This is a genomic window from Candidatus Manganitrophus morganii (genome assembly GCA_021651055.1).
Taxonomy (GTDB): Bacteria; Nitrospirota; Nitrospiria; order SBBL01; family Manganitrophaceae; genus Manganitrophus; species Manganitrophus morganii.
The window spans coordinates 2308890-2331066 of the sequence record JAJHOH010000001.1 but is presented as its reverse complement, the minus strand read 5'-3'; the positions used below and the strand labels follow the sequence as shown (position 1 = coordinate 2331066).

Genomic DNA, 22177 nt, shown 5'->3' with positions numbered 1-22177 from the left:
CCGTGTGATCCAATCCAAGAGGACCGGCTCAGACATGTTGGAACCGAGAGGGCGATCAACTTTGATCAGGATGGCGCTCCCGGGAGAGCAGCGCCCGTTTGCGCTCCACCCCCCATCGGTATCCGGAGAGGGCGCCGTCATTGCGGACCACCCGATGGCAAGGGATCGCAACGGCAATCAGGTTGGCGGAGCAGGCCTGCGCCACCGCACGCACCGCTTTCGGGGAGCCGATCCGTTCTGCGATTTCGGTATAACTCACCGTCGCGCCGGCGGGGATCTCGCGCAATGCCTGCCACACCCGCCGCTGGAAAGCGGTGCCCCGGACGTGAAGCGGCAGATCGAGACCGATCGCCGGCGCTTCGACGAACGCGATCACCTTCGCCACCCATTGTTCAAAATCGACATCGCCTCCGATCAATTCCGCCTTGGAAAAGCGGTCCTGAAGATCGCGCAGCAGCAGCTCGGGGTCGTCCCCGAGCAGAATGGCGCAGATCCCCTTCTCCGTGGCCGCCACTAAAATAGCGCCCAACGAACATTCCCCGACAGCGAAACGGATCGAGGCGCCCCGGCCGCCGGCGCGAAAGTCGGAGGGGGTCATCCCGAGCACTTCCGAAGAGATCTCATAAAACCGCCCGCTGGAATGAAACCCCGCTTCAAAGATCGCCTCTGTAATGGTTTCACTTCGGGACAATTCTCCACGCACCCGCTCTGCGCGGTAGGCCGCCGCGTAGGCTCTGGGGGTCACGCCGGTGATTGTCTTGAAGACACGATGGAAATGAAACCGGCTCATCCCGGCCGCTTCCGCGAGCAGATCGAGGTTCGGCAGCACTTCGGCGGCTTCGATGAGTCGGCATGCTTTCGCCACCGCCGCGGCGTGTTGTTCGGCGAGCGGAGGCGCGTCGGGCCGGCACCGCTTGCACGGACGGAATCCGGACCGGACCGCCGCTTCGCGCGTCGAATGGAACCGGACATTCTCCCGTCGCGCCGATCGCGCCGGGCAGGAGGGCCGGCAATAAACCCCGGTTGTCCGCACGGAAAAATAGAACACGCCGTCTGCGTTCCGGTCTCGGCGCAGCACGGCGGCCCAACAATCGTCGTCGCTTCGAAAAGTCTGCGGAGCCCTCTCATTTTTTGTCAATGGAACGTCCATCATCGTCTCCTCTTCAGATTTCTACGAGCGGAATGGCCCGTTGAAACCAGCCTAGACGAAAAAGCACCCGCCGGCACTCCGTTTGTTGCTTTCAAATCCATTCAATATTTGACCTAATTTCATTAAAAAATTCAAGTTCCGGCTGTGCACAACTAAACCACGAACAGTGCTCATTCCGGACTGTTTCTATTTAGGAGGGTTTTTACGAAGCTTCGGAAGGAATGCCGTTCTTAAGGAGCGACCGTGATCGTTCCACGCATTTCCATGTGGATGGCGCAAAAGAATTCGTAGATGTTCGGTTTGTCGAACTTCATTTGAAACGTCTCTCCGGGGGGGAGAAGGTGGTGGATCAAAAGATCATCGACGACTTTGGCAGGCTCTTTGCGATTCGGATCGGCCGCGGTGAGAAAGTGGGTCCGCTTATCTTCATTGATCCAGGTGACCTGCGCTCCGGTCTTGATCTGTTGGGCCTTCGGCGAAAACTCGGTTTTTCCATCCGGGATCTTGAATTCCGCCGCATCGGCCCCCTGTCCATTTCCCAGGCCGATGAGGATCATGAATAAAAGAAAACTGAATCGAGATAAAAAAACCTTTTCCATCATTTCCGATCCTCACTGATTGCGCGGGCATCTCTGCCGATAAACCCCGATTAGATTAATTTTAACCGGCAGGGGCGAATAAAGCAATATTGCGGGAACGGGAAGGAGACCCTTTGCCATGAGAAATTCTCCCGATGAACACCAAGCAAAAGGACCCTAGGAAATGTGAGCGAATAAAAAAGCCCCGCCGGAAAATATTCCGACGGGGCTTTTGGATTAAAAAATTTTTGTTAGGAGATCAATCGGACGTTCGTCGCTTGCGGACCCTTCTGGCCTTGGGTAACTTCGAACTCGACCGCATTTCCCTCTTCGAGAGATTTGTATCCCTCACCGGCAATGGCAGAAAAGTGGACAAACACATCCGCTCCTCCATCTTCACGCGTGATGAATCCATACCCTTTGCTGCCGTTAAACCACTTGACGGTTCCTTTGATCATTGAGTGTTTCTCCTCTTTTTTATCAGCGATTCGCTGACGGAATGTCCACTGTCCCCTAAGTCGAGAAAATAAAAAAAAGGCTACAGCGAGTTGTAATAGCTGCAGCCGATCAGTTCTTCCACTCAACTTTTACAATGGACTCCCGTCCTTTTTACCATGACTATTTGGAAAAGGTCAATGAAAAATTAACGCCTATTTTGTTCAATGTGGCTGTCTCATTCTCCCCTATTTTATAGAGGAGGTGTATAATCGCAAACGATTGCGCTTGGTTTTCGGTAAGATTCGCCCCTCGCCAACCTGTTGACTCGGAACGTCAATGTCCCCACTACCAATAGATGAAGTCCTCCCCTCGCTGCGGCAGGCGCTTGCGGCGCACCCCTCCGCCGTGCTTCAGGCGCCGCCCGGCGCCGGCAAAACCACCCAGGTTCCATTGGCCCTGCGAGACGAACCCTGGCTGAAACATCGGTCGATTTTGATTTTGGAGCCCCGCCGGCTGGCGGCGCGCGCCGCGGCGGCGCGAATGGCGTTTCTCCTCGGCGAGTCGGTGGGGGAGACCGTCGGCTATCGGATCCGCTTCGAGACCAAGGTCTCAAAAAAGACCCGGATCGAGGTGCTGACCGAAGGAATCCTCACCCGGCGCTTGCAATCCGATCCCGCGCTGGAGGGGGTGGGGCTGGTGATTTTCGATGAATTCCACGAGCGACATCTGCATGCCGACCTGGCGCTGGCCCTCTGCCTCGACAGCCGGCGGGTTTTGCGAGAGGACCTCAAGCTCCTGGTGATGTCGGCCACGCTGAAGGGGGCGGCCGTGTCGGCGCTCCTCGGAAATGCGCCGCTGGTGACGAGTCAAGGACGGAGCTTTCCGGTGGAGGTGCGCTACGCCGCGCGCGATCCGGAACCGGGAAACCGGCTGCCGCAGGCGGTCCGTCAGGCGATCGTGCAGGCGCTCGAACACGACAGGGGGGATCTTCTTGTTTTCCTTCCCGGCGCCTGGGAAATACGCCGGACGCAGGCGCTGTTGGGAAACCTCTCGACGCAAGGTCCGCAAAGTCGGGTTGACGTCTATCCGCTTTACGGCGATCTCCCCTGGGAAGCGCAAGACCGGGCGATCAAACCATCCGGGGACGGACGGCGGAAGGTGGTGCTGGCGACGCCGATCGCGGAGACCAGCTTGACGATTGAAGGGATCGGCGTCGTCATTGATGCGGGGTTTGCGCGGGTTCCCGAGTTCGATCCCCGCAGCGGCCTCACCCGGCTGACCACCAAGCGGATCTCCCGCGCCTCGGCCGAACAGCGCACCGGCCGCGCCGGGCGGCTCGGTCCCGGCGTCTGCTACCGGCTCTGGAGCGAGGCGACACAGCGCGGGCTGATGCCCCAGCCGATCCCGGAAATCCGCGCCGCCGACCTGGCGCCGCTGGCGCTGGAGCTGGCGCAATGGGGGGTGCGCGACGCGGGGACGCTCGCTTGGCTCGACCCGCCTCCCCCTTCGGCACTGGCCCAGGCGCGTCAATTGCTCGTCCAGCTCGGTGCAGTCGAAGAGGATGGTTCGATCACCCCTTCGGGCCGGGCGATGGCCCCCTTCCCCATGCATCCGCGTCTGGCCCATATGTTGGATCGGGCCGAGGCGCGGGGTCTCGGGCCTCTGGCTTGCGACATCGCGGCACTGCTTTCGGAAAGAGATATTTTCATCGGGGAGCGCCGGCGCTCCACCAGCCTTGTCGAACGGATGGAAGCGCTCCGCGCCTTCCGGAAGGAGGGGAAAGGACGAGCGCAACCCTCGGGGGTGGACCCGGCCGCCTGTCTGCGTGTCGACCAGGCAGCCCGCCAGTATCAACGGCTGTTGCGAAGCGATGAACCGGAAAGCGGAAAGGATCTGGAAAAAACCGGTCTTCTCCTCGCGTTTGCCTATCCCGACCGGATCGCGCAGCAACGCGCGCCGGGCGAGATTCGCTACCTCCTCGCTTCGGGCCGGGGGGCGCGCCTGCCGGAGCATGAACAGCGGATGCGCCTCCCCTATCTTGTCGTCGCAAGCGTCGACGCGGGCGAGGTAGAGGGAGCCATCTATTTGGCCGCCGCCGTCGATGTCGATACGCTGCGCCGGGAGCTTGCCCCCGAGATCCGGACCGAAGCGGTCATTCGCTGGGACGCTCGGCAGCAGCGGGTGATTGCGCTGGGTGAAGAGCGCCTCGGGGAGCTGCTCATCGACAGCGCCCCCCTTTCGAGTCCCGATCCGGAGAAATGTCTCGCGTCGATGCTGGAGGGGATTCGCCAGCTCGGCATCGCGGCGCTTCCCTGGTCCCCCGAAGCCCGCGACTGGCAAGCGCGGGTGCTCTCTCTGCGCCATTGGTTTCCGGAGGAAGGGTGGCCCGATCCCTCCGATGCCGCGCTGCAAGAGCGTCTCGAAGAATGGCTCGGGCCTTTTTTAACCGGCATCACCCGCCGGGAGCATCTGAAGCGACTCGACCTGCTCGCGGCGCTGAAGGCCCGGCTCGACTGGAATCAAAGCCGGCGGCTGGAAGAGGGAGCCCCGACCCATCTGACTGTTCCGAGCGGTTCCCAACTTCGGCTGGAATACCGGCCCGGCGACTCTCCGGTATTGGCGGTGAAGCTGCAAGAGATGTTCGGCCTGGCCGAAACGCCTCGGGTGGGGTGGGGAAGGGTCCCGGTGACGCTCCATCTTCTCTCCCCCGCCCGGCGTCCGATTCAGGTGACGCAGGACCTGCGCGGCTTTTGGGAGCGGACCTATGCCGAGGTGAAGAAGGAGCTGAAGGGACGTTATCCGAAACATCCCTGGCCCGATGATCCATGGAATGCGCCGCCGACGGCGCGCACGAAGCGGCGGCCGTCTTAAGGTTGCTTTAGGCCGATACGAACATCAACGCCGCTGAGTTGATGCAATACCGCAACCCGGTCGGCGGCGGACCGTCATCGAAAACATGTCCCAGATGGCCGCCGCACCGCCGGCAGTGGACCTCCGTCCGAGAGAAGAAAAGCTTCCAATCGGTCCTGGTTCCGACCGCCGTCGGTTCGATCGGCTCCCAGAAGCTCGGCCAGCCGGTTTTGCTGTCATATTTGGTCTTCGATGAAAAGAGGGGAAGGTCGCACCCCGCGCAGTGGTAAATACCGGGGGCCTTGTGGTCATGGTAGGCGTTCTTAAAAGGAGGCTCCGTTTTCTCTTTTCGTAAAACGCCATACTGCTCCGCCGTGAGAATGGCCCGCCACTCCTCATCGGTTTTCGTAATCTCGAAGCCCCCTTCCGGCTCCTCCGCCCCGGCCGGCCAAAGATCAAGAAAATAGGCGAGGATGCCGACCGTCCCGGCTTTTAATACGTTTCTCCGATTCATCGGTTCTCCTTCGTATACTCATACAGACGCAATAAATGGTGCTTATCTTTTGTAGGGGCGCAATTTATTGCGCCCTCTGGCTGGGCGTGATGAATCACGCCCCTACATAAACAGTTACAAAATATTTCTGCGTTTGTATTAAATTCTGTTCTGCTAAAACCATATACCCTATTTGCCGTTCCATCCATTTGTCGCACGCGCACGACATTCCTTACAAAGGCATCGGAAAAAACGGAAGAAAGGAAAGATCTCAAATAGACAGCGTCGGTTTTAACAGCGAAGGATGGGTGTAAAACTCGGAGGAAAAGCGCATCTCTTTTTTAATCGGTTCGGGTTGAGATCAACCGCGATTCCGCAGCCTTAAGGAAAACCGGTTCGCTCCGGTTGCCGGCACGAATCATGTCTATATTCTATGGGATGAAATTAGGATCCCTTTGATTCAAAAGCGTTGTTGAGCCGTGGTTACTCTTCTTTTTGCTTGTTGTTCTTTCCGGTCAGCCGATCGGACAACGCCTGAATCTTGGCCTGATAGCGCGGATCATTTAAGCCCATTTCATCGTAGGCCTCCAGCGCTTTGAAGAGCTCGTCGATTTTCGCTTCGATCTCTTTCAACGTCGTCGGGTCGTCGACCACTTTCACCATCATATCGGTCGCAACCAGCCGCATCGAATCGACCCGTCTGCGGCTGCTGCATTCGGCCGCTTTTTCCAGAAGAAGGAGCTCCACCATCCGGGTGGTGATCCAATCCCCGTCTTCCCGGAACCGGAGCCGGTCCGGATTCTCATCGACCCAATTGATAAACGCTTGCTGGAGTCGATACGCTTTCTCTTCAAAGGTCCTCGGTAATTCTCGGTCCTGCCAAGATTTCGCCTTTTCCGCGGCCTTCTCTTTTGCCATTCCTTGCCTCCTCTCGTTAGGACCTATAATTAAGAAGGAATCCCTTCCTCTTGAAGTCGTCCATCGGCGGTGAGCGGCCGATCGATGCGGGCTGGATGCCGATCTGTCATTGAACACGCAGGCGCGTCGCATTCCCCACAGCTTGCTGCGGGGAGCTTCAATGTTTTGTAAAGATAACATATCCTAAATAGAAATGGGGATCATTTTTTATTTTTAAGATTGATACAGTATATACACCCTCGATCCATCTGTCATCCCCCGCCGTCGCAAAGCGTTTGTAGCGAACCTCTTTACAAATAAAATATGTGTGGCCCTTGACGTGGGCGATTTGTTAAAATCTTGCCAGATCCGATCAGGATGTTTGGTCTACCACATTTATGGGAGGAGACATCATGGCTACTTCGATCTCTCAGGAGACCGTCCCGGTTCGTCAATCCGTCCCGGCCGATCTTATTTTTTTCGGCGTCTTGATGATCCTCTCCGGAATCATGGATACCTACATCATTCTTGCGAATCCGACCTATGGGCTTCCTGTCTTCGGAATGAAGCTGACCGGGGGAGTCGGATGGTTTTTCAAATTTCTCTCCCCGGTCCTCCATTTCGCCTCCGGATATGGCGCCATTCTGGGCCGCCGGTGGGCTTATCCTCTTTTCATGTTTTATTCGCTTTACGGCCTGGCCAGCGCGACGGTCAGCCGCCTGGTCCTCCCGCCCCCCCACCGGATCAGGACGGTCTTTATGATCGTCCTCGTCGGTTTTATGATTTATCTCTACGCACGAAGAAAGGCGTTCCGAAATTAAGACAAAAAAAATCCCCCAGCTTGTTCCGGCTGGGGGATTGGATATTTGATTACTCAACCTGGACCGTAATGCTTCTCGGTTTGGTCTCTTCCCGTTTCGGCAGGGTGATCGTCAAAACGCCCCGGTCATATTTCGCTTTGATTTTATCCTGCGCCACCGTGTTCGGAAGCCGGAACGAGCGGGAGAAGCGCCCGAACACCCGTTCGATCCGGTGGTAGTTCTCTTTCTTCTCCGTTTGCTCGATCTTTTTCTCCCCCCGAATTTCCAGGGCATTGTTCTCGATTCTGACCTCGATCTCTTTCATCTCCATGCCGGGCAGCTCCGCCTTTAGCTGGATCGCCTCGGCGTCTTCATAAACATCGACCGCCGGCACCCAATCTTGAACCAGTCGGCCGTTTTCCGTCTCATAGTTATTCAAGGTGTCCGATAGGAATTGATTCATTCGATCCTGCAAGGTCACAAAGTCTTTGAGGGGTTCCCATTTTACGATCGCCATATTTTCCTCCTATTCAAAAGACCGCCAGGCGGCGGATGTGATTTATTTTTTAGATAATCCGTATCGGATGAAAGTCAAGGCCCCTTTCCATGAGCCACACCGGTAAGATAATTCTTCTTTGGGAGCGGTCAAGGGCCGGGAGCCACTTTTTTATCCCCCCTTTTTTTGTTATACTTTTTTCCCTGATAGATTCAGAATGGAAAGACCATGGAAGAATTTGAAATCGAAAACATAGAAGCGACGCCGGAGGCCGATATCGAGCCGGTGGAGCCCGATGAACAGGGGCTCGCCGTTTCTGATCCCCTGCAGCGATATTTGGCGGAGATCCGGCAGTATCCTTTTCTCAGCCGAGAGGAGGAAAAGCGGCTCGCCGTCAAATTCAAAGAGGGGGGAGATCTCCAGGCGGTCACGGAATTGATTCTCTCCCATCTCCGATTGGCCGCCTCCATTGCGATGGAGTATAAAAATCTTCCTTTCAACCTGATGGATTTGATTCAGGAAGGAAACGTCGGGTTGATGCAGGCGATCAAGAAGTTCGACCCGTACAAGGATATTCGGGTGTCGACATACGCCTCCTGGTGGATCCGCGCTTATATCCTCAAATATATCCTCCACAACTGGCGGCTGGTGAAAATCGGCACGACCGAGGCGCAGCGAAAACTCTTTTTCCGGCTCTCAAAGGAACGGGAGCGTCTGGAGAAGATGGGGTATGAGGCGGGACCGAAACTCCTTGCCGAACGTCTCGACGTGAAGGAGCAAGAGGTGGTGGAGATGCAGCAACGGCTCGGGGGGTGGGAGTCCTCTCTCGATGCGCCGGCCGGCCCCGAATCGGATGAAACGCTGGCCAATCTCCTTCCTTCGGATCAGGAAGCGGTCGATGACCGTTTGGCCAAAGATGAGCTTCAGGAGCTCTTTCAGGAAAAGCTGAAGGAATTTTCAAAAACGCTGAAGCCGCGGGAGTTAGAAATCCTCAACGAACGGATTCTCTCCGAGAATCCGAAAACGCTGGAGGTCTTCGGCAAGAAGTACAAGATCTCCAAAGAGCGGGTCCGTCAGCTTGAAGAGAATCTCATCAAAAATTTGAAAAAGTTCATGAAGCAGGAGATCAAGGACTTCAAAGACATCGGGCCGCTGTAAAAACGCGGCCCCCCGGCCGTTTACATTTTCCGGTCGGTATGGTATAAACCGCCAACCTTAAGGAGCGGATGTGTTTCATCATCTTTTTGTCTGCACCGGCCCGACCTGCAGCCAGCAGGGGGCGGAAGAAACATTGCAGATCCTACAGCAAAAACTAGAAGAGCACCACCTTCGAAAGAACATCCGGGTCACCCTTTGCCGCTGTTTGGGGCAGTGCGGAAACGGCCCCAACATGGTGATCTATCCGGAAGGCACCTGGTACGGCCACGTGGAAGAAAAAGAGGTCGGCCCACTGGTCAAAGAGCACCTGATCGAAGGGAAAGTCCTCTCCCGTCTCGTTCAAATCCCCGTCGATTAAACCTTCGCTCGGAGCAATATGGACACGCTGGCGATCTATCAGATTGAATTCCACGGCCATTGCGGCGTCACGAAAGAGGAGCGGACCATCGGCCAGCGGCTTTCGGTGGACGTGGAGATGAAATGTGATGTCGCAGGCGCGGCGCGAACGGATCAGCTCAAGGAGACAATCGACTACGATCAGCTTTGCGGCGAGATTGCGAAGATCGGACGGGAGAGCCACGTTCGTCTCATCGAGACCCTTGCGGAGAGGATTGCCGGCAAGATATTGGAAGATCGGCGGATTGCCTCCGTGACCGTCCGCGTAAAGAAATGCCTCCCCCCCCGCGAAGAGATCCGGGGAGGGGTTGTCGTCGAAATCGTCCGGAGCCGCAACTAAAGCGCTCCCTCCCCGCTCTCGCCGGTCCGGATCCGAATCGCCCCTTCCAGATCGGTCACGAAAATCTTGCCGTCGCCGATGCTGCCGGTCTTGGCCGAGGCGAGGATCGTCGCCACCGCCTTATCGACATCTTTATCCGACAGAGCGATCTCGATCTTTAACTTTGGGACGAACTCCACCGTATATTCCGCGCCGCGATAAAGCTCCTTGTGTCCCTTCTGCCTTCCATATCCCTTCACCTCGGTCACCGTCATCCCGACAATCCCCACGTCATTGAGCGCCTTCTTCACCTCTTCCAGCTTGAACGGTTTGATAATCGCCTCGATCTTCTTCATGGTCGCCTTCCCCCTACGCTAAGGATAGTTCATTATAATCGAAAGCAATCAAAGATTGTAGCCGGTTTCTCCATGCTCCGACATATCGAGTCCGGTGATCTCCTTTTCTTTGGAGACACGCAGCCCCATCGTCGCGTCGAGGATTTTCAGCAGAATCATCGTCATCACAAAAGCAAAGACCCAGGTGGCCACCACGGTGATGGCTTGGATGACCAGCAGTTTCGGATTCCCGAAGAAGGCCCCATCATTCCCCGCTGCGTTCACCGCTTTGGACGCGAAGAGACCGGTCGCCAACGCCCCGAAGGTTCCGCCCAGGCCGTGCACACCGAAGGCGTCGAGGGAATCGTCATAGCCGAGCTTGTTCTTCAAAATCACGGCGCCGAAATAACAGACCGCCCCGCCGCCGATCCCGATGAGAAGGGCGGAGATCGGGCCGACGAATCCGGAGGCCGGCGTGATGGCGACCAGACCGGCCACCGCGCCGCTGACGGCCCCGAGCACCGTCGGCTTTCCTCGGTGCGCCCACTCCACAAACATCCAGGTGAGGGTCGCGGAGGCGGCCGCGATATGGGTCACGACAAAGGCGCTCCCGGCGAGCGCGCCGGAGGCGACCGCGCTGCCGCCGTTAAACCCGAACCAGCCGAACCAGAGAATCCCCGCCCCCAGCACCGTCATCGGGAGGTTGTGCGGCGGCATCGGCTCTTTTCCGTAGCCGTGCCGTTTTCCCATATAGAGGGCCGCCGCCAGCGCGGAGACCCCGGAGCTGATGTGCACCACCGTTCCCCCCGCAAAGTCCAGAGCGCCGAGATTGCGCATCCACCCGCCGACCCCCCAGACCCAATGCGCCAAAGGATCGTAGACCAGCGTCGCCCAGAGAAGCGAAAAAACCAAGAAGGTGGAGAATTTCATCCGCTCGGCAAACGCCCCGGTAATCAGCGCCGGCGTGATGATGGCGAACATTCCTTGATAAATCATAAAAACCTGATGAGGAATCGTCCCCGCGTAGTCGGGATTGGGATCGAGTCCCACCCCATTTAATCCCAGCCAGGCCAAGCTTCCGATAAGTCCCCCCTGGTCCGGACCGAAGGCGAGGGTATATCCGAAAAGGACCCACTGGACGGTGATCAACGCGATCATAATCATGCTTTGCATGATGGTGCCGAGCGAATTTTTCGTTCGAACCATCCCGCCGTAGAAAAGCGCCAGGCCGGGGGTCATCAGAAGAACCAGCGCCGCGGAAGCGAGCATCCAGGCGGTGTCGCCGGTATCGATCGTCGGAGGAGGAGCGTCCTGAGCGAAAGCGGTTGAAAGATTAAACCCGATCGATGCCGTGAAAAACAACAAAACCAGCAGCCATTTCAGATGGACCTGCATGCGTCGATTCGTTGCCATTGTTCCCCCCTGATGGTTGTGAGCCTACTTTCCTTTGCCGGTCGAACCTTGCTGAATCTCGTTTGTGAGCCGCTCCTTCACCTTCCGGATCATTTCCGAATCGGTGATCTTCTTCCCCTCGGGACCTTGCACGTAGAAAACGTCGACGATCTGGTCGAGCCGCGTCGCAATTTTGGCCGAGTGGACCGAGAGACCGAGATCGAAGATCGTTTTCGCAATCACATAAAGGAGTCCCCGCCGATCGGGGGCAAAGATATCGATGATCGTGAAGTGATGGGAGCTGTCGTTGTCGAGCTCCACCCGGACGGCGACCGTCGGAGGGAGTTCCTTGTGAGACCCAAACCGTTGCCCCCGCGTGAAGAGGGCTTCAATCGTTTCCTTGCCGATCAAAACGCTCCGGACTTCCTGCGAGATCTTCTCGATCCGTTCGGGCGGGACCGGTCCGGCGTAATCGGGATCGATAACCCGAAACGTATCGACGACCATGCCGTTCGATTGGGTGAAGACCTGCGCCCCCATGATCTGAAGCCCCTTGGCGGCGAGCACGCCGGTCATCTTTGAGAAGAGGCCGGGTGTGATCTGATCATAGGTGTAGAGGGTATATTCGGTCATCCCGGAATCGGGGAGGTAGCGCGCCGCGACATGGATCGGATCGATCAAGAGGTGGAAGAGGGCCGACAGATCGGCGAGCATTTTCTCAAAAGGGGTGGCCAAGAGGTAGCGCGGTATCAATCCTTGAAGGGTCTCTTCCAGCCACACCTCCGGGTACTTCCCTTTCGCTTCCTGGCGAAGGCGCGCGGCGATCATCTCCACCTTCCGCTCCTCCGGATCGGCCTCTTCCCCCGCCAAGATCGAAAGCGCTTCCCCATAGAGTTTGAGCAGAAGTTCCCCCTTCCAACTCGTCCAGGTGCCGGGGCCGACCGCGCGGATATCGGCGCAGGTTAAGACGAACAGTTTTTTAAGCGTTTCCGGCCGGGCGACCTCGCTGGCGAATTGAAGGAGGACCGGCTCGTTTGAAAAGTCGCGGTAGAGCGCCACCTCGGAGAGAATCAGATGGCGCCGGACGAGAAAAACCAAAAGAGCACGCTCCTCATCGGTATATCCCAGCTGAATTCCGGCCGCTTCGGCAAGAATCGCTCCGACCGCGCTGTGGTCTTCATCGCGTCCTTTCCCGACATCGTGCAGGAGAAGCGCCAGGTGGAGGAGATCTTTTCTTTGGATTCCGGCGTAGATCTTTCCGATCGCCCCCCCCTCGGCGGCCAAGCGCTCCCCCTCTTCCACGGCGCGGAAGCTATGCTCGTCCACGGTGAAAAAATGGGACCGGCTCTCCTGAACCAGCCGATGAACGCGCGCGAACTCCGGGATGATCCGCCAGAGGACATGGGTCCGGTGCATCACGCGCAGGGTGTCGGCGATCCGTCCCGGCTTCGAGAGGATTTCCCGAAAGAGGACGGCCGCCTCCGGTGAAATCGGCCGGTCCCGCTCCTGATCGGCGACCTGGTGAAGGACTTCGAGGACCGGGCCGGGGATGCGGGCGCCATGTTCTTTCACAAGGAGAAAAATCCGAAGGAGATTTTCATCGTTCCCGAAGAATTGATGAAGATTGGTCGTCTGCGGAACAATCTCCCCGGCGGAGAGTTGAAAACCGGGGGCCGCCTGACGGGTCTGCCATGCGCGTTGCCACTTCTGCCATCGGCTGACCGGAAAGGCGTCTCGGATAAACCGATCCGAAATCTCAATGACCCAACCGGTCAGGATGTAATACTGGCGCATCAGCTCGCGCCGGTTCTCGAAATGAAAGAAGGGGGCGAGCTCTTCCTGCAGCTCCATCGTCAGATGGTCGGAGGCCCTTCCCGCCTTGAAGTGAAGCTGGTTCCGAATTTTCCAGAGAAAATCGAGGGCGGTGGTCAGGCTTGAATATTCCGCGTTGGAGAGAAGCCCCCACTGAAAAAGCTGCGCGAGAGAATTGGTCCGATAGCGGGCCAGCGCGACCCAGCGAAGGTGATGAATGTCGCGAAGCCCGCCGGGGCTCTGCTTGAGGTTCGGCTCCAGAAGATAGGGGGTGGCGCCGAACTCCTTTCGCCCCGCCGCTCTTCCGTTGTCGAGATGGACCAAAAAATCTTTTAGATTTTTTCCGACCACCTTGGAGAAGAATGCTTCGTGAAACTGCTGGAACAGGCCTCGGTCGCCTGTGAGGAGCCGCGATTCAAGAAGGGAGGTGGCGATCAGGGTGTCCTGTTTTGCGGCGGCGATGCACTCTTCCACGCTGCGCACACTGTGGCCGACTTTGTAGCCGAGGTCCCAGAAAAACGGAAGCAGCTCCGAGGCGAGTCTTTCGGCCTGCCTCGCGCGTCCTTCGGGGAAGAGGAACATCAGGTCGATGTCCGAGGCCGGCGAGAGCTCCCGGCGGCCGTACCCGCCGATGGCGACCATCACACCCCCCCACTCCTGGATCAGCGTCGGGTTGATCGATTGAAATCCCCGCAGGAGGAGATGGTCGGCCAGATCCGAGAGGGCCTCGACAACGCGAAGACCGGTTCCGCCCTGATCGTGAAAGGCACGGATCTCCTTCTGCCTGGCCCCAAAGAGGAGGCGAAGATCAGCAAGAATATTGGCCTGAGGGTGCATCCTGCTCCATTCTTAGGTGGTTCATTCTACCATACATCGCGGGGGGCCCTCACCGCAAAAGAAGGGGACCTATCCCGGAACAGAACCGACAAGAAACGCTTTGATATAGAGAACGACGATCAGGGCAATCGAGATGATGACGACCAGCCGCCACATCGCCTTGATCCAGCCCAACGGGGTGAAGGAGGGATCGACATACCGGAGGATGTAGGCGAAGGCGACCACCGACTGGGCCGAGCCGATGTGGGTGAGCGAGCCTCCCGCCGCATATCCGGCGATTTGGGCCGCGGCGAAGAGGAACATATCCGGCATTCCCTGAATGGCCCGGGAGGCGAAATCGGCGACGACGTTGTTGTCCAGCACCGCCGAGAGAAGCCCCGATCCGAGGAACTGGATGACCGCCACATGGGCGGGGCCGAGAAGGTCCACCCCCCGTTCGATCGCCGCCTTCAACTGATCAAAAAATCCGACCGCCGTGAGCATCGTAATCGAAAGAAAAAGAGGAAAGAGAAAAAGGTACTCCTTGTATTCGTGGGTCGCTTCCCGGATTGCAAGTTTTCTCATCTTCGTGTGGGCCAAAATCCCCAACAGCGCGAAAGAAAAGGCGGCGATCGACGAGATAAAGAGGGGAACATCGTGATTCCGGGCGTGCCAGAACAATAAGCCGAGGAACGGAATAAAAGCGAGCTTGCCCCATCTCTGCGCGGCGTTCCGTTGAACACGGGTGTCCTCCAGCAAGCGTTCGATCACCCCCGCCTCCCGCAGCTCCAACTCCCGCTCTCCCGGACTCCCCCTTTGTTTCCGATGATGATAATAGGACTTCACCGGCGCGACAAACGCTTCTCCCAAAAAATCCCGGATGAACGCATTCACGGTCTCTTCATCGACCTGGGCCCGGATCATGGCCGAGATCGGATGATGTCCCTCATGGTAGAGGGCTTCCACCGCCGCCGTTTTATCTCCAAAGCGTTCGGCGTATTCCTTGAACATATCCTCGATCTCTTTGACCTCTCCTTTCCGCGCGGCTTGATGGAACCGGACATCGGCGATATTCTTCTCCAGAACGTCGAGCTCATCCAGGGGGATCATCGCCCCCTTCAACCAGCGGGAAATAAAATGGGAGACGATGAGGAAGGTAACGACCGCCATCGGCAACGCATATTTCAGAAAAAAAGTATCGGGGAGGCTGAGATTGGACTTCATGATCAGGTTCGGGGGCTCTCCGTAAGCGAGCCACATTCCGCAGACAGTCGTGAGGATCACCGAGACCATGATGATAAATTCGATCCCTTCGTACCGAATCCGCGCCATCACCAGGATAATCACCAAGACGCGGATCGTCAGGCCGATCATCGAGACGCCGTCCAAGATGCCGGAGGCAAAGGAGACCAATCCCGCGATGGTTAGAACCGTCGCCAAAACGCGCCCCTCGAAGATCCGGAGGAGATTCATGCTCACCGTTTCCAGCAAGCGGGTCTGGGAGATGACGCTGACGAAAAAAGTCAGCCCCAGGATAAAAAGCATCGTATCGCCATGGATCAACTTCTCAAGGCCGTCGATGGAGAGAAGATTTTCCCGAATCGCACGCCACAAGGCGGCCCCCCCTTCCCGAGACATCTCCTCACGCAGTTGGGATTGGGGCCACCAAAGGGGGAAGAAGGTGACGAAGATGATCGGGAGCGCTCCATACGTGATCGCGTTTTTGTCGATCCGATAACGGATCGACCCGAAGAGGAAAAGGATCAGAATGGTCGCCAACACCTCTATTCCGAGAAGATTCGGACTGGGAGGGTTCTTCCAGGTGAAGATTCCGATCAGGGCGGCAATGACGAGACAGACGCCGAAATACCACTTCGACTCTATCTCAACGATGTCGTTCGATGATTCTGTCACAGGGTCCATTGAACCGATCTTTTACCACGCCGGTATCGCGGAGAGGCGCTGATTTCGGGACATTATATAGCAGAAAATGCTCCGGAACAACCGGATAATCTGATCGCGAGCCGCGGCACCGGAGGCAAGCCGACACGGAGCGGCCCGTGATGAAGATTCTCATCCTCACACGGGCCGCTCATCCGAACCAGACCAAAACCGATCTACAGCGCCGCTTCCCCGCTTTCTCCCGTTCGGATCCGAACGGCGTCGCTCAGCGATGTAATAAAGATTTTTCCATCCCCGATGCTCCCGGTCTTGGCGGCCGCCATGATCGTGGCGACCACCTTCTCCTCGTCCTCGTCCGACAGGGCGATCTCCACCTTGATCTTGGGGACGAACTCAATCGTATATTCGGCCCCGCGGTATTGCTCTTTGTGTCCTTTTTGGCGTCCGAACCCTTTCACCTCGGTGATCGTCATCCCGTAGATTCCGATATCCGAGAGGGCTTTTTTGACCTCTTCCAGCTTAAACGGCTTGATCACCGCCTCGACTTTTTTCATTGGCGTTCCTCCCTATCGCATTACTTTTTCGGCCGGTTTCTCAGACGCTTTTGGTTTCGATGAGGCATAGCCGATATTCATTGCACCGCTGCTGGAGATCATGCTGACGGAAAATTCCGGATAGGCCGAATTGCCATGCTCGCCGAGATCCAATCCTTCCAACTCTTCCGTTTCACTCACGCGGAGGCCCATGATTGCTTTGACGGCCATCCAGACGACCAATGAAACGACAAAAGTAAAGGCCCCGACGGCGGCAATCCCGATTAACTGGTTGATCAAAAGCTTCGCCCCGCCGCCGAAGAGGAGGCCGTTGCCGGTGGTGTTCGGCAACATCGCATCTTGCGCGAAGAGGCCGACCGCCACTGTTCCGAAGATTCCGCAGACCAGATGGACCGAAAGAGCCCCCACCGGATCGTCGATCTGAAGCCGATCGAACATCATGACCGCCAGAACGACGATCACCCCGGAAATCGCGCCGATGATTACCGCGCTGCCGGGAGAGACGAAGGCGCAGGGAGCGGTGATCCCGACCAAACCGCCGAGCATCCCGTTGATCGACATGCCGAGATCCGGCTTCCCAAGCAGGGTCCAAGCGGTTCCGGTCGAAAAAAGAAGCCCCGCCGCCGCAGCCATCGTGGTGGTGATGATGATTCGGGAGATATCGCCCGGCGCGGCCGCCATCGTGCTTCCGGGATTGAAGCCATACCAGCCGAGCCAGAGGATCAGCGCCCCCAGGGTGCCGAGCGCCATGTTGTGGCCGGGGATCGCCTGCACCCGTCCATCCTTATATTTTCCGATTCGGGCGCCGAGAACCAGCGCCCCGGCCAGGGCCGCCCATCCGCCGACCGAATGAACCACGGTCGACCCGGCGAAATCCCACATCCCCAGTCCCGCGAGCCAACCGCCCCCCCAGATCCAGTGTCCGATGATTGGGTAGATGAAGGCGACCAGAACGAAGGAGAAGACAATGAAAGAGAGGTACTTGATCCGCTCGGCCACCACCCCCGAGACAATCGTGGCCGCCGTTCCGGCAAAGACAAGCTGGAAGAAGAACTTGGCGAGCAGGGGGACCGTCGCCCACGCGATGGCGCCGTAGACGCCGCTGTAGCCGTCGCCGGTCATCGGCGAGTTATCCTCTCCGCCGAGGAAGAAGAGACCGCTCGTCCCGACGAATCCGTTCCCGTCGCCGAACATCAACCCCCAGCCGATGAACCAAAAGGCCAGCGTGGAGATGGCGAAGACGATGAAGTTCTTCGAGAGGATGTTGACGGTGTTCTTGCTCCTGCAGAAGCCCGATTCCACCATGGCGAATCCGGTGTTCATGAAGAAAACGAGCATCCCGGCAATCACCACCCAGAGGGTATCGAGCGCCACCTTGGTTTCCGAGGGGCCTTCGACCGCCGGTGGAGCCGCTTCTGTGGCGGGCGGGGCCGGTGGAGCGCTCTCTGTGCTCTCCATCGTCATCGCAGGGGCCTCTGCCGCCGGCGCCGCCGCCTCTTCCGCCCAGACGGGCAGGGAGAGCGACAGCATCACCGCAGTGAATATTCCCATCCAACTTATCTTCTTTAACAATTCCTTCATTGTCTTCCTCCTTCTATTACAGATGAATTTAGAAACTATAAACCACGCCGAGGACGGCGCGGCTTTGGCTATCGGTCACCACTCCACCCTCGTCTGCGAAGATATCTTCATCGGCCATATCGTGCCGGAATTCGGCCCGGATCAGAAGATTGTCGGCTACTTTGACCTCTCCGGTGAGAGTGGCCGATTGGACCGTATTGTCGGCGGTTCCGTACATGACGCCGTCGTCATCGGTCCCATTTTCAAGTCGAACGGCGACCGCATATGGATCGAACCCCATTCGGGCATACACTGCGATCCCCGACCAGGTCATGCTGTCTCCCCCGCCGATCGGATCTTGTGTGCCGTAATCGTAGTTGGCTGCGAAAGACAAGGTGTCGGTCGCGTTAAAGATCGCGATCACGTCGTAGACTTGGCGGTCCTCAAAGCCGCCCCCGGCCGATTTTTCCGGTCCGATCCAGTTCAGAATAACGGTGAGCGGTTTGATCGGAATAATTCCGACTTGGGCTCCGAATGTTTTACCGTTGTTGTTCTCGACGGTGTTGTTCCAGCCGTTCAGGACGTAGCCGTTCACCCAGATCATGTCGGAGATGGCATAGTTGGCGCGCAGGCCGGTATGGTAGTAGGGGATCGCACAGCAGAAGAGAATCCCCCGGGTGTAGTTCCAGTTGTCCTTCGACTCGATCACTTCCAGCCCCATATGGGTGACGAATTTACCCATGTCGAGGGTCAGGCCGACCGGCGTGGCCCAGGTAACATAGGCCTGCTGAATATTTTTATACGGCTCTTCAGCCGCGCCGCCCGGGCAGGAGAAGGCGCCGCAGTGAATAAAATCGGTGGTGGTTCCAAAATTCAGATCGATCCGAAAACCGACCGGGGCGGCAGCCTTCGATAAGACGATTTCAGCCAGGCTGACGCTGAAGGCGTTGTGGTAGAAATCGAAGTTGCTCGCGCCGGCCCCGACTGTATTGAGATTGGAGTCGGGTCTGTTGAAGTTGAAACTGTAATATGTATCGACGAATCCGCTGATCTGAAATGGCGATTCTGCCGGTTCCTCCGCAAACAACCTTCCGGTCGACAAGATCAAGAACAGAACGACAAAACCCCACCCCCATGTCTTTTTCATCTCTGCTTTTTCCTCCCCTGTATGAATGTGATCGGTTAAGTTAAAAAAAAGGCGCCGCAGGATAGATAAACATCCGGCGGCGCCCTTGCCTGCCTACATTGATTACGTCAGCGTAGTCGATCTCTAATTTTTATCTGCTCTACAACAACTCAAAAAAAGGCGCCGCAGGATGAAGGATCAATCCGGCGGCGCCTTTGCCAGCCTTTAAACGATTACATCGATGTAGTCGGTTTCTCCAGGATACTAGAGCAACTGGTATGCCAAATTTAAATATCTTGAAAAGTCCTGAAAGATCTGTATTTTCTGAAAGCGCCTGAACAGCCGACCCGACAAATATGGTCTGAATCTCTACAATTACGTCGCATTCACGACAAAACTGTCCACTAAAATGGGTTTTCTGGAAAGAGCTTGTACTTCTTGATCTTATAAGCGACTTGCCGCGGGGTCATTCCAAGCAATCGGGCCGCTTTGGCCTGGACCCATCCCGATCGTTCCAGTGCTTTTTTAAGGGCCTCTTGTTCCATTCCCTGCATTTTTTCAGTAAAAGAGCCCCGCTTGTCGGAGGCGATGGGAGGGGTAACCGTTTTGATGTCGTTGAAATAAGTCTGTATCGCCGGGGGGATGGTCTTGAATGTCACCGATTCATCTTCCGCCAAAACCACCAGCCGCTCGATGCAATTCTCCAACTCGCGGACGTTTCCCGGCCAATCGTAGTGGATGAGAAGCTGGATCACTTCATTGGAGAGGTGGACTTTTTTATTGTTTTCGTTATTGAACTTTTCGAGAAAGTGCTCGATCAGCAAGGAGATATCTTCCCGTCTCTCCCGGAGCGCCGGAAGATGAATCGGCACGACATTCAGCCGGTAGTAGAGGTCCTGACGGAAGCTCCCCTCCAGGATCGCGTTTTCAAGCTGACGATGGGTGGCGGCAATGGTCCGGACGTCGACCGAGATGGTATCAACCCCGCCGACCCGCTCGAACTCCATCTCCTGCAAGACCCGCAGCAATTTCACCTGGACCGGAAGAGGAAGATCGCCGATTTCATCGAGGAAGATCGTCCCCCCGTCGGCCAACTCGAACCGGCCCTTTCTCATCTGAATCGCGCCGGTGAAGGCCCCCTTTTCGTGACCGAAAAGCTCGCTCTCCAGCAGCGTCTCCGAAAGGGCGGCGCAATTGACCTTGATAAAGGGCTTGTGGGCGCGGGGGCTATTTTCATGGATCAACTTCGCGATCAGCTCTTTCCCGGTCCCGCTCTCCCCGCGAAGGAGAACCGTGGCTTTGCTCTGGCTGACGCGAATCAACTCCCGATAGATATCTTTCATGACGGGGCTGCGGCCGATCAGCGCGCTCGAAACCCGAGACTCTATGGCCATAAAACTCTTCCTCCCTGCAGTCGTCCTCTTGGAGATTCGTGCCCGACGTGGACGGGCTGTCTTCCCCCTAAAAACAAAACGTCCCACCCAACGGATGTTGGGATGGGACGTCCTCGTCAGAACACATCTTTGTGTTGTGATGTATCGTACCTCAATCAAATAAGTGTGTCAAGCCGGTTTTTTTCTGTATCTCGATTGGATACCAGATTAGTATTAGAACGACGCCGTTCGGCGTTGACTCCCGTGTCCGAATAGTGGTATAGCCTGGAATGGCGGACGGAAAGGAGCCGGTCAAGAGATAATGTCGGACATGAATCACTCCGGGATCTTCCTGCAAGGGATGATCTTTCTGCATCGCGGGCAATTCGAAAGCGCCCGGCGCTGTTTCGGGCAGGCGCTGGAAGAGGCGCGCGCCGGGGGGAAGGCCGATCAACTCCGCGCGGTGCTTCTGAATCTGGGGAATGCCTCCGCAGCCCTCGGAGACCGGGAGAAGGCCCGCTCCTGCTATCTGGAAATCTTAGCGCTCGACCGGGAGCAGCCCGACGCGAAAACGGTCGGACAGACCCTCGTCAACCTCGGCAATCTCTGCCGGGAGGGGGGAGAGTTCGAACGGGCGCGGGCCTATTATCTGGAGGCGGCCGATCTCCTCCAAGAAAATTCGGATGACCTCTCCTCCGGGGTGCTCTACAGCAACCGGGGCCTATTGGAAGAGGCGACGGGACATCTGGAAGAGGCGATCACTCTTTTCAGAAAAGCGATCGACTTTCACAAGAAGGCGGGGCATGAGGAAGGGTTGGCGGCGACCTGGGGACAGCTGGGCCGGGTCTTCCTCCAGCGGGATCAGGATCGGGACGCGGAAACCTGCTTTAACTACGCGACGACCCACTTTAACCGGCTAGGAGATCCGGCGGGCGAGAGCGAAGCCCTCCGGGGCTTGGCGGCGGTGTATGAACGCCGGGGCGATCGGGAGCTGGCCCTTCACTGTCTCGAGCGCATCACCGAAATCGAGGAGAGATATCGCCTCCCGCCGGATGCACGTGATCATGAACAAAACAATCGGCTCCGGAGAAAATAACGGTTCTGCTTATAAACCGATTTCACTGAGACCGATCGGCTCCCTGCTCACGCCGGCGGCGCCGACTCATTTTTCAGCTTCTCAATGAGGGCCCGCATCCGCTTCACATGTTCCCCCTCCCAAAAAAATTGATCGCAATGAGGACAATACGCATACTGCGCGATCGTTTCATAAACGTACGGAGGGACCCTCTCTCTCGCCGCTTCCTTTGATTTTGAGAGGAAAAGGGTGTTGCACTCGAGACAGCGGATAAACGAACCGCCGTCTCCCCAACCGAAGGTTCGAACGATCAGTTGGAGCTGGGCGCGATGGTCCTGATTGGTGTCGATCAAAAGTCCCTTGACCCTTCCGGAGCGGATCAGCTTTCGATCGAACAGCCTTCGATCTCCGCTGATAACCACCCTTCCTTCCCGGTCGGCCGTTTGGACGAGGGCTGCATCATCCACCGGATTGATAAAGAGGGTGTCATAACCGAGCATCCGGAGCTTTCGAACCAGATGGCCCACATTGGTATCGATGATAAATCGCGTCTCGATCAAATTCCTCATAACCAAAAAAGAAGGGACGTTGGCGTGGGGGAAAACACCCGATAAACCTCGCTCCATTTTTAATCTTTTCCATTTGAGATGCAACTCC

General features: G+C 57.1%; 21 protein-coding genes. 6 read left to right on the top strand and 15 right to left on the bottom strand.

The features are described from left to right. Window positions 1-55 precede the first annotated feature (55 nt). The 3 genes from ada to MCM46_10645 all read right to left on the bottom strand — a co-directional run bounded on the left by ada (window position 56) and on the right by MCM46_10645 (window position 2186). Window positions 56-1153 (bottom strand): bifunctional DNA-binding transcriptional regulator/O6-methylguanine-DNA methyltransferase Ada, encoded by a 1098-nt coding sequence (ada, locus tag MCM46_10655; protein MCG3112268.1) that lies wholly within the window; start codon window positions 1151-1153, stop codon window positions 56-58. Window positions 1154-1380: 227 nt separating this feature from the next. Continuing rightward, complete coding sequence (locus MCM46_10650; GenBank protein MCG3112267.1) at window positions 1381-1752, bottom strand: plastocyanin/azurin family copper-binding protein; 372 nt, start codon at window positions 1750-1752, stop codon at window positions 1381-1383. A gap of 227 nt (window positions 1753-1979) precedes the next feature. Then, entirely contained in the window at window positions 1980-2186 is a 207-nt protein-coding gene (locus tag MCM46_10645; protein MCG3112266.1) for a cold-shock protein, read from the bottom strand. Between the two features lie 316 nt (window positions 2187-2502). Between MCM46_10645 and hrpB the strand changes: the two genes are divergently transcribed. Beyond that, window positions 2503-5037, top strand: coding sequence for an ATP-dependent helicase HrpB (gene hrpB, locus MCM46_10640; GenBank protein MCG3112265.1), 2535 nt, complete (start codon window positions 2503-2505; stop codon window positions 5035-5037). Window positions 5038-5044: 7 nt separating this feature from the next. Here hrpB and msrB read toward each other — a convergent pair whose 3' ends face one another. Further along, window positions 5045-5530: a peptide-methionine (R)-S-oxide reductase MsrB gene (gene msrB / locus MCM46_10635; GenBank protein ID MCG3112264.1), complete on the bottom strand. Its 486-nt coding sequence runs from the start codon at window positions 5528-5530 to the stop codon at window positions 5045-5047. Between the two features lie 462 nt (window positions 5531-5992). Further along, complete coding sequence (locus tag MCM46_10630; protein ID MCG3112263.1) at window positions 5993-6427, bottom strand: hypothetical protein; 435 nt, start codon at window positions 6425-6427, stop codon at window positions 5993-5995. 392 nt (window positions 6428-6819) lie between these two features. Here MCM46_10630 and MCM46_10625 point away from each other — a divergent pair, with 392 nt between their 5' ends. Next, window positions 6820-7227, top strand: a complete 408-nt coding sequence (locus tag MCM46_10625; GenBank protein ID MCG3112262.1) for a hypothetical protein — start codon at window positions 6820-6822, stop codon at window positions 7225-7227. Between the two features lie 49 nt (window positions 7228-7276). On the opposite strand, the gene MCM46_10620 is transcribed toward MCM46_10625, so the two are convergent. Next, a complete protein-coding gene (locus MCM46_10620; protein ID MCG3112261.1) occupies window positions 7277-7723 on the bottom strand; it encodes an Hsp20/alpha crystallin family protein in 447 nt (148 codons plus the stop codon). A gap of 207 nt (window positions 7724-7930) precedes the next feature. On the opposite strand from MCM46_10620, the gene MCM46_10615 reads away from it, so the two are divergent. The 3 genes from MCM46_10615 to folB all read left to right on the top strand — a co-directional run bounded on the left by MCM46_10615 (window position 7931) and on the right by folB (window position 9596). Then, window positions 7931-8860 carry an RNA polymerase factor sigma-32 gene (locus MCM46_10615; GenBank protein MCG3112260.1) on the top strand — a complete coding sequence of 310 codons (930 nt, stop codon included), beginning with the start codon at window positions 7931-7933 and terminating at the stop codon, window positions 8858-8860. A 70-nt stretch (window positions 8861-8930) separates the two neighbouring features. Next, a complete protein-coding gene (locus MCM46_10610) occupies window positions 8931-9218 on the top strand; it encodes a (2Fe-2S) ferredoxin domain-containing protein (protein MCG3112259.1) in 288 nt (95 codons plus the stop codon). Between the two features lie 18 nt (window positions 9219-9236). Further along, complete coding sequence (folB, locus tag MCM46_10605; GenBank protein ID MCG3112258.1) at window positions 9237-9596, top strand: dihydroneopterin aldolase; 360 nt, start codon at window positions 9237-9239, stop codon at window positions 9594-9596. Here folB and MCM46_10600 read toward each other — a convergent pair. From MCM46_10600 to MCM46_10565, 8 genes are all read right to left on the bottom strand, one after another. Next, on the bottom strand, window positions 9593-9931 hold the full coding sequence (locus MCM46_10600) for a P-II family nitrogen regulator (GenBank protein MCG3112257.1): 339 nt from the start codon (window positions 9929-9931) through the stop codon (window positions 9593-9595). The two genes, folB and MCM46_10600, sit on opposite strands and share 4 nt — an antisense overlap. A gap of 48 nt (window positions 9932-9979) precedes the next feature. Then, window positions 9980-11323, bottom strand: coding sequence for an ammonium transporter (locus tag MCM46_10595; protein ID MCG3112256.1), 1344 nt, complete (start codon window positions 11321-11323; stop codon window positions 9980-9982). Window positions 11324-11347: 24 nt separating this feature from the next. After that, complete coding sequence (gene glnD, locus MCM46_10590) at window positions 11348-13951, bottom strand: [protein-PII] uridylyltransferase (protein ID MCG3112255.1); 2604 nt, start codon at window positions 13949-13951, stop codon at window positions 11348-11350. 69 nt (window positions 13952-14020) lie between these two features. Next, entirely contained in the window at window positions 14021-15853 is a 1833-nt protein-coding gene (locus MCM46_10585; protein MCG3112254.1) for a hypothetical protein, read from the bottom strand. 194 nt (window positions 15854-16047) lie between these two features. Further along, on the bottom strand, window positions 16048-16386 hold the full coding sequence (locus MCM46_10580) for a P-II family nitrogen regulator (GenBank protein ID MCG3112253.1): 339 nt from the start codon (window positions 16384-16386) through the stop codon (window positions 16048-16050). A gap of 12 nt (window positions 16387-16398) precedes the next feature. Continuing rightward, window positions 16399-17967 (bottom strand): ammonium transporter, encoded by a 1569-nt coding sequence (locus MCM46_10575; GenBank protein MCG3112252.1) that lies wholly within the window; start codon window positions 17965-17967, stop codon window positions 16399-16401. A gap of 28 nt (window positions 17968-17995) precedes the next feature. Beyond that, window positions 17996-19093: a porin gene (locus tag MCM46_10570; protein MCG3112251.1), complete on the bottom strand. Its 1098-nt coding sequence runs from the start codon at window positions 19091-19093 to the stop codon at window positions 17996-17998. Between the two features lie 383 nt (window positions 19094-19476). After that, window positions 19477-20466, bottom strand: coding sequence for a sigma 54-interacting transcriptional regulator (locus tag MCM46_10565; protein ID MCG3112250.1), 990 nt, complete (start codon window positions 20464-20466; stop codon window positions 19477-19479). 301 nt (window positions 20467-20767) lie between these two features. On the opposite strand from MCM46_10565, the gene MCM46_10560 reads away from it, so the two are divergent. Next, window positions 20768-21541 carry a tetratricopeptide repeat protein gene (locus tag MCM46_10560; GenBank protein ID MCG3112249.1) on the top strand — a complete coding sequence of 258 codons (774 nt, stop codon included), beginning with the start codon at window positions 20768-20770 and terminating at the stop codon, window positions 21539-21541. 47 nt (window positions 21542-21588) lie between these two features. Here the strand turns inward: MCM46_10560 and MCM46_10555 are convergent, their stop codons facing one another. Continuing rightward, window positions 21589-22146 (bottom strand): Mut7-C RNAse domain-containing protein, encoded by a 558-nt coding sequence (locus MCM46_10555; protein MCG3112248.1) that lies wholly within the window; start codon window positions 22144-22146, stop codon window positions 21589-21591. Window positions 22147-22177 lie beyond the last annotated feature (31 nt).